Origin of the sequence: Caulobacter sp. B11 (assembly GCF_002737765.1) — a bacterium.
Lineage (GTDB): Bacteria > Pseudomonadota > Alphaproteobacteria > Caulobacterales > Caulobacteraceae > Caulobacter.
This window is the reverse complement of sequence record NZ_PEGG01000202.1, coordinates 1-6,239: the sequence shown is the minus strand read 5'-3', so window position 1 is coordinate 6,239 and position 6,239 is coordinate 1. Positions and strand designations below refer to the sequence as shown.

General features: G+C 70.0%; 3 protein-coding genes and 3 pseudogenes. 3 read left to right on the top strand and 3 right to left on the bottom strand.

Annotated elements, in window-relative coordinates; genetic code table 11:
* The 3 genes and pseudogenes from CSW58_RS09010 to CSW58_RS09000 form a co-directional block, all read left to right on the top strand.
* Positions 1 to 1,229 (top strand): annotated as a pseudogene (locus CSW58_RS09010) (3-hydroxyacyl-CoA dehydrogenase NAD-binding domain-containing protein); the annotation flags it as partial.
* Positions 1,230 to 1,371: 142 nt separating this feature from the next.
* A pseudogene (locus CSW58_RS09005) lies at positions 1,372 to 2,936 on the top strand (class I adenylate-forming enzyme family protein).
* A gap of 109 nt (positions 2,937 to 3,045) precedes the next feature.
* A complete protein-coding gene (locus CSW58_RS09000) occupies positions 3,046 to 4,044 on the top strand; it encodes a DegT/DnrJ/EryC1/StrS family aminotransferase (protein WP_099447062.1) in 999 nt (332 codons plus the stop codon).
* Between the two features lie 51 nt (positions 4,045 to 4,095).
* On the opposite strand, the pseudogene CSW58_RS14360 reads toward CSW58_RS09000, so the two are convergent.
* The 3 genes and pseudogenes from CSW58_RS14360 to CSW58_RS08990 all read right to left on the bottom strand — a co-directional run.
* Positions 4,096 to 4,919 (bottom strand): annotated as a pseudogene (locus CSW58_RS14360) (acetate/propionate family kinase).
* A 50-nt stretch (positions 4,920 to 4,969) separates the two neighbouring features.
* Complete coding sequence (locus tag CSW58_RS14355) at positions 4,970 to 5,230, bottom strand: hypothetical protein (protein ID WP_201721620.1); 261 nt, start codon at positions 5,228 to 5,230, stop codon at positions 4,970 to 4,972.
* Positions 5,227 to 6,239 (bottom strand): bifunctional enoyl-CoA hydratase/phosphate acetyltransferase (locus CSW58_RS08990; protein WP_099447061.1); only part of this gene is annotated, 1,013 nt, incomplete at its 5' end. The genes CSW58_RS08990 and CSW58_RS14355, both read right to left, overlap by 4 nt.

Here is a 6,239-nt window from a genome sequence, read left to right as displayed (position 1 = left end):
GCCGAACGCCAGGCCGCCAAGATTCCCGACGTGCCGGACGACACCGCCATCATCCCCGTCAAGAAGGTCGGCGTCATCGGCGCCGGCACCATGGGCGGCGGCATCTCGATGAACTTCCTCAACGCCGGCATCCCGGTGACGATCATCGAGATGAAGCAGGAGAACCTGGATCGCGGCGTCGCCACCATCCGCAAGAACTACGAGAACACCGCCAAGAAGGGCCGCATCACCCAGGACGACGTCGAAAAGCGCATGGCGCTGCTGACGCCCTCGATGAAGCTCGAGGATCTGGCCGATTGCGACCTGATCATCGAGGCGGTGTTCGAGCTGATGGAGATCAAGAAGGAGGTCTTCGGCAAGCTCGACAAGATCGCCAAGCCCGGCGCGATCCTGGCCTCCAACACCTCCTATCTCGACATCGACGTCATCGCCGCCTCGACCTCGCGGCCGGAAAGCGTCATCGGCCTGCACTTCTTCTCGCCGGCCAATGTCATGCGCCTGCTGGAGATCGTGCGCGGCGAGAAGACCGACAAGTCGGTGATCGCCACCTCGATGCAGATCGGCAAGAAGATCGGCAAGGTCGCGGTGCTGGTCGGCAACTGCCATGGTTTCGTCGGCAACCGCATGCTGGCCCAGCGCCAGCGCGAGGCCCAGAAGCTGATCCTCGAAGGGGCCATGCCCTGGGACGTCGACCGCGTGCTCTACGACTTCGGCCTGCCCATGGGTCCGTTCGCGATGAGCGACCTGGCCGGCCTCGACATCGGCTGGGATCCGGCCAAGACCAGCTCCTCGACCGTGCGTGAAGTGCTGTGCGAGATGGACCGCCGCGGCCAGAAGAACGGCAAGGGCTTCTACGACTATGACGAAAACCGCGTCGCCAAGCCCTCGGCGGTGGTCGAGCAGGTGATCCGCGACTTCGCCGAGAGCCGCCAGATCCAGCGCCGCGAGATCACCGACCAGGAGATCCTGGAGCGCTGCCTGTATCCGATGGTCAATGAGGGGGCCAAGATCCTCGAAGAGGGCAAGGCCATCCGCGCGTCCGACATCGATACGGTGTGGATCAACGGCTATGGCTGGCCGGTCTATTCGGGCGGCCCGATGTTCTGGGGCGAACTGGTCGGATCCTGGCCAAGATGAAGGAGTTCCACGCCACGCTGGGCGACGACTTCAAGCCCTCGGCCCTGCTCGAGCGCCTGGTCGCCGAAGGCAAGGGCTTCAAGGACGCCTAGGGGCGGCGAGCCCCTCAGTCGCTCCGCGACAGCTCCCCCAGAGGGGGAGCATCTGATCTGCGTAAATCCTCCCCTTTGGGGGAGTGGCCCAGAGGGCCGGAGGGGGTTTGCCCCGCCTCAAGTAGCTTTAGGGACAGACCCCATGACCCCCCTCGACGCCATGCTGGCCGCCGACTTCGGCACGATCGGCGACATCCTGCGGCTGCGCGCCGCGGCGACGCCGGACCATCCGGCGGTGATCATGGAGACCGGCGAGACGATCAGCTTCGCCGCCTTCGACGCCCTGGTCGACCGGGTGGCCGCGTCGCTGCAGCGCGACGGCGTGGCCCAGCGCCAGGCCGTGGCGGTCTGCGCCCTGTCCTCGATCCCCTATGCGGCCCTGTTCCTGGGCGGACTGCGGGCCGGGGTGGCGGTGGCGCCCCTGGCCCGTCCTCGACGCCCGAGGCCCTGGCCGGCATGGTCGCCGACTGCGGCGCGATCCTGTTCTTCGTCGACGCCGGCGTGGCGGCCGAGCTGGCCGCGGTGCGCGACCAGATCACGGCGCGGTTCATCGCCCTGGACGGCTGCGACAGCGGCGAGGCCTTCGAGGCCTGGCTGGCCCCGGCGGGCGCGGTCCCGACCCCGGTGACCATCACCCCGGACGATCCGTTCAACATCATCTATTCCAGCGGCACCACCGGCGCGCCCAAGGGCATCGTCCAGTCGCACGGCATGCGCTGGCGCCACCTGCTGCGCGGCCCGGGCGCCATCGGCTATGGCGAGACCGCCGTCGCCCTGCTGTCGACCCCGCTCTATTCCAACACCACCCTGGTCTGTTTCTTCCCGATCCTGGCGGGCGGCGGCACGGTGGTGCTGATGAAGAAGTTCGACGCCGGGCGCTTCCTGCAACTGGCCCAGCAGCACCGCGTGACCCACGCCATGCTGGTGCCGGTGCAGTACCGCCGTATCCTCGAGCATCCGGACTTCGACCAGTTCGACCTGTCGAGCTTCCACATGAAGTTCTGCACCAGCGCCCCGTTCGCGGCCGAGCTCAAGGCCCAGGTCCTGGCCCGCTGGCCCGGCGGCCTGGTCGAGTATTTCGGCATGACCGAGGGCGGGGGCACCTGCATCCTCATCTGCCATGAGCACCCCGACAAGCTGCACACGGTGGGCCGCCCGGCCCCCGGCCACGACATCCGCCTGATCGACGAGGACGGCGTCCAGGTCGGCCCCGGCGTGGTCGGCGAGATCGTCGGCCGCTCGCAGGGCATGATGAACGGCTATCACGGCCAGCCCGGCAAGACGGCCGAGGCCACCTGGGTTTCGCCCGAGGGCGAGCGCTTCATCCGCACCGGCGATGTGGGCCGGTTCGACGAGGAGGGCTTCCTCACCCTGATGGATCGCAAGAAGGACATGATCATCAGCGGCGGCTTCAACATCTATCCCAGCGATCTGGAAGCCGAGATCCTCAAGCACGAGGCCGTGGCCGAGGCGGCCGTGGTCGGCGTGCCGTCCGACGCCTGGGGCGAGACGCCGGTCGCCTTCGTGGCCCTGAAGGCCGGGGCGGCGATCGACGCCGAGGCCCTGCGCGCGGCCGTTAACGCCCGCCTCGGCAAGACCCAGCGCCTGGCCGAGCTGCATCTGCTCGACGCCCTGCCGCGCAGCCATATCGGCAAGGTTTTGAAGCGCGAACTGCGCGACTCATGGCAGGCTCCTGCCCAAGTGTGAAGCTTGACCCGCGACGGCGCGCCGCATGCGGGCAGGGCGAGTCAGTCGATACGGTTGGTTAACCAGTAGGTGATGCCCTCAAGGCAGATCCGTTTCTCGCGGAAACCCCATGTCCTCCAAGTTCGCCGCCGCGTCCGTCCCGCCTCCCGCCGCCGCCCGCGGCAAGTCCGCCGCGCCGGCTGTGCCGCTGGACTTCGCCGCGATCGAGGCGGCCCTGCGCGGCCTGGCCAGCGGCGTCGAGACCCGGCTGGAGTTTCGCTTCGCACACCCGACCTCCGTGCGCGTCGCCCTGGACCGGACCGAGGCCCTGGCCGACGCCCTGATCGCCCTGGATGTGCGTCCGGGCGGGATCTGCGTGGTCTCGGCCCTGGCTTCGCGCGAGACCCTCGACGGCATCGCCGCCGCCGGCCTCGTGCCCTGGCTGGTCGATGTCGACCCCTATAGCTGGATGTTCGATCCGGGCCATCTGCGCGAGCGCCTGCCCGAAGCCCCGGGGCCGCTGGAGGCCATCGTGCCCTGCTGCGCCTTTGGCCGCGCCCCGGACCTTCAGGCCTGGGCCGCCTTCCGCGCCGAGACCGGCCTGCCGATCCTGGTCGACGCCTTCGAGGCCTTTGACGGGATCATGGACGCCGCCGTCCCCGTGCTGGTCGGCCTGCCCGGCGGCCAGGGCGTGTTCCTGGCTAGCGAGGACAGCGCCTTCATCGACCGCCTGAGCGCGCCCGGTTTCGACGGAGAGAGCGGCCTGGACGCCTGGCCGCACCAGCGCCTGCGTCTGGCCACCGCCGCCCAGCGCCTGCGGATGCTGCTGATCGACGCCCCGGTCGGCTTCCAGCCGGGCTGGGGCATGAGTTGGGTGTCGGGAGCCTGCGCCCTGACCCTGCCCGACGGCGCCGCCGACGGCGTCGCCGAACGGCTGCTGGCCGAGGGCCTGTTTCCGGAATCGGTGGGCGTCTATCCGGCCTCGGCCGCGATGGACGACATGCCGGTCGCCGACCACCTGTCCATCAGCCTGATCAGCCTGCCGTTCGACGGCGACCTCGACATCGCTGGCCTCGATCGCCTGGCCGACGCCCTGCGTCGCGCGGCGGCTTGCGAGGTTTCCGCCTAGACCGCTTGAGCGCCCAGGGTTCGGGCAGTGTCCAAGGCGATCATCGCCTCTTCATTGGTGGGAATGACCCAGGCCCGGATCGCCGAGTCCTGCGCGCTGATCAGCCCTTCGCCCGCAAGGTTGGCGGCGGCCGTCCAGCCTCAGACCGGTCCAGGCCAGACGCTCGGCCACGGCGGCGCGGATGGCGGGGGCGTGCTCGCCGACCCCGGCGGTGAACACCAGGCCATCCAGCCCGCCCAGGGTCGACATCAGGGCCCCGGCCTCGCGGGCGATGCGGAAGGTGTAGAGCTCGACGGCCTGGCGGGCCCGCAGTTCGGCGCTGGCCAGCAGGGTGCGCATGTCGCCCGACAGGCCCGACACCCCAGCAGGCCCGACTGGGTATAGAGCAGGGTCTCCACCGCCTGGATCGACAGCCCCGCCTGCTGCTGCAGGTAGAGGATCACCCCGGGATCCAGCGATCCGCAGCGGGTGCCCATCATCAGGCCGTCCAGGGTGGTGAAGCCCATGGTGGTGTCGACGCTGGCCCCGTTCTTGAGGGCGCAGAGGCTGGCCCCGTTGCCGAGGTGGGCGACGATCACCCGCCCGGCCGCCAATTGCGGGTCGAGGGCCCGCAGCCGCTCGCTGACAAAGGCGTAGGACAGGCCATGGAAGCCGTAGCGGCGAACGCCCTGCTCATGCCAGGGCGGCGGCAGGGCCAGGTGGGTGACCTCATCGGCGTGGCCGTGGTGGAAGGCGGTGTCGAAACAGGCCACCTGGGGCAGGCCGGGCAGGGCGGCCTGGGCGGCGCGGACGGCGGCCAGGTTGTGCGGCTGGTGTAGCGGGGCCAGGGGCGACAGGGCCTCCAGCCGGGCCATCAGCGGCGCGTCGATCCGCACCGCCTCATGCAGGTCGGGACCGCCATGCACGATGCGGTGGCCGACCGCGGTCAGGGTCGCCCCCCGCGATGGGCCTCGACGAAGGCCAGCAGCGGGGCCAGGAAGGCTTCGTGGTTCATCCCGCTGTCCGGCGCCCAGCGCTGTTCGGTCAGGATTACGCCGGCGGCGTCGCGGGCGATCATGTGCGGCGCGCTCTGGACGCCCTCGATCTGGCCATGAAACAGCTCCGTCACGCCGGTGTCGCGGCGGGCGAACAGCGCGAACTTCAGGCTGGACGAGCCGGCGTTCAGGGTCAGGACGGCGTCGGTCACGCCAGGGGACCGGGCAGGCTGGCCAGGGCGGCATGGGCCATCAGCACCGCCACCGCGCAGGAGGCGATCCGCGCGGCTTCCGGGTCGGCCCGGCTGGTCAGGATGATCGGAACGCGAGCCCCCGCCACCACGCCCGCAGCGTCGGCCCCGGCCAGGAAGGTCAGCTGCTTGGCCAGGATGTTGCCCGACACCAGGTCGGGCACGATCAGGATATCGGCCTGGCCCGCGACCTGCGAGACGATGCCCTTGTCGCGAGCCGCCTCGGGGCTGACGGCGTTGTCGAAGGCCAGGGGGCCGTCCAGCAGGCCGCCGGTGATCTGGCCCCGGTCGGCCATCTTGCACAGGGCCGCCGCGTCGAGGGTCGACTGAAGCTTGGAATTGATCGTCTCGACCGCCGACAGAATGGCGACGCGCGGCTGGTCGATGCCCAGCACATGGGCCAGGTCGATGGCGTTCTGGACGATGTCGCGCTTGTCCTCCAGCGAGGGGGCGATGTTGATCGCCGCGTCGCTGATCAGCAGCGGCCGGGGATAGCGCGGCACATCCATCAGATAGACGTGGCTGATGCGGCGGGCGGTGCGCAGACCGGTGGCGGCGTTGGTCACCGCCCCCATCAGCTCGTCGGTGTGCAGCGAGCCCTTCATCAGCAGGCTGGCCTCGCCCGACCGGACCAGGGCCACGGCGCGGTCGGCCGAGGCGTGGCTGTGGGCGGTGGCCTCCAGCCGAAAGCCGCTGATGTCCAGGCCCGCCTTGTCGGCGACGGCGCGGATCCGGGCCTCGGGCCCGACCAGGATCGGGGTGATAAGGCCCCGGGCGGCGGCTTCGCAGGCCGCCTCGATCGAGACGGGGTCGCAAGGATGGGCCACCGCCGTCGGGATCGGCGCCAGGCCCTCGCAGCGGGTCAGCAGCATCTGGCGCCAGCCATGGGTCTGAAAGACGTCCTGGGTCTTGTCCATCTGGGTTCCGATCACGACCTGCCCGTCACCTTCATGAAAGGTCGCGGGCGGCG

Excerpts from the sequence above, each read along its gene's own strand:
- CSW58_RS09000 (WP_099447062.1), top strand. The coding sequence starts at position 3,046 with ATGTCCTCCAAGTTCGCCGCCGCGTCCGTCCCGCCTCCCGCCGCCGCC.